Consider the following 1,544-nt stretch of genomic DNA (forward strand, 5'->3'; position numbering starts at 1 on the left):
TAACAACACGCCCTGAGGTGGACAACTAGTAAAATTTAGCTATTTATTGCAAATTTTAACAGTGGCGATCCTCTTCGGTTTAATGCTTCTAAATATTTTGATTCGTTGTAGGGCATCTTCGTTTTCCAGCACCTAAATATTATTCTTATCCACTTGAAAGCAAGCGATCTTATTATGCTGTTATGTGGTTTACCTTTACTTTTTTGTTGCTCATAATAAGCTTTTGCCCAGAATGAATATCGTATCGAAAAACCAGCCCATTCAACAAACGTTTGCCTTAAAAAAGTAGGACAACTGTACCGCCAATGTGTCCATGTCTTTTTACCGCTGCTTTCAATAACGGGTGCAATACCCGCATACTTCTGCATCTGTGAAGCATCCGTATAACGTTCTCTATTGTGCCCAAAAGCGACTAATAAGCGCGGTGCTAGTTGTGGGCCTGCGCCAGGTAAACTATCAAAAATAGCCTTGTCTTGTTGTTTTTTGTACAGCTGTTTTATTGCTTTATCCAACTGTTCAATACCGATAAGTAACACCTTGAATTGTGTGATAAGCACTTCCACTAACAGTTGATTAGGGGCTATTACGCCTTCATCTTCGGTTAACGGAACGGCTTCTTTAATGCTAAGTAATCGAGCATTATTGACAGTTTCATAATGTGAGTTGTGACGATTAAAGAAGTCTAATAAGGTTTGCTTTCTGGCTTTTTTAACCGCGGTGAGCGATGGCCATTTACTGATGAAATCACAAAAGATTAAGGTATCTTTTTCTTTAAACCATTCAAGCGCTTGAGGGTAGTAGTTCTTCAAAGTTGCAGTTATTTTATTTGATAAATCGACGCCATCTTGTACTACATTACGACGATACTCAACCAGTTGCGCTAATGCTCTCATTGATGTTGACTCAGGTACTATCACTGAGAGTTTATCTATGTGAAGTTTAATCATTTCAACTTGTATGAATGCATCTGTCGGGTCATTTTTTGCGCCGCTAGGCGTGAATGCTTTGCGGTAATTTGCGACCGCGGATGGATTCACCGTAAATAAGACGAGGTGGTCATATTTTGCGAGCGCATAAATTAAGGGACCTTTTTTAAGTTCACACACAACAGCAATTTTCTGATCTGGGTAACGCAGCTTAAGCTCCATTGCCCATTTGTGAAGCGCTTCTGGTTTATGTTTTATAATGGTGTAGTGATATTGTTTGGTGTTTTTTGGGTGCTCACATATATCATGTTTTTTGTCAGCCCAATCGATACCAATAAGTGCAGCGAAATCATCGACGTTATATGCTTTCATTTTGATGCTCCAGCGAGTAAAGTTATAGATGGAATGTGCTTAAGTCTCGTTTCTCGCAGGTCTTATAGATAGTCGTCGTAGGCGATCCCTGAGTATGCGTTTTGAAGCGAGTAGCTCTGTTGGTTCGAACGTCTTGTTAGAAACATTGGATGTTTGCCGTTCAATATTCGTAACCAACAGAGGCATATTCCACTTATCAAATATAGTAAACTAATCGATTGATAAATGGATTGGTCCAACTATAAG

The 1,544-nt window shown here is 39.2% G+C and carries 1 protein-coding gene; it reads right to left on the reverse strand.

Annotation, left to right across the window (positions count from 1 at the left end; all coding sequences use genetic code 11):
* Positions 1–35: 35 nt before the first annotated feature.
* Entirely contained in the window at positions 36–1,298 is a 1,263-nt protein-coding gene (locus tag H4J76_RS19435) for an IS110 family transposase (RefSeq protein ID WP_182218764.1), read from the reverse strand.
* Positions 1,299–1,544 lie beyond the last annotated feature (246 nt).

Origin of the sequence: Colwellia sp. BRX9-1, from assembly GCF_014077195.1 — a bacterium.
Lineage (GTDB): Bacteria > Pseudomonadota > Gammaproteobacteria > Enterobacterales > Alteromonadaceae > Colwellia_A.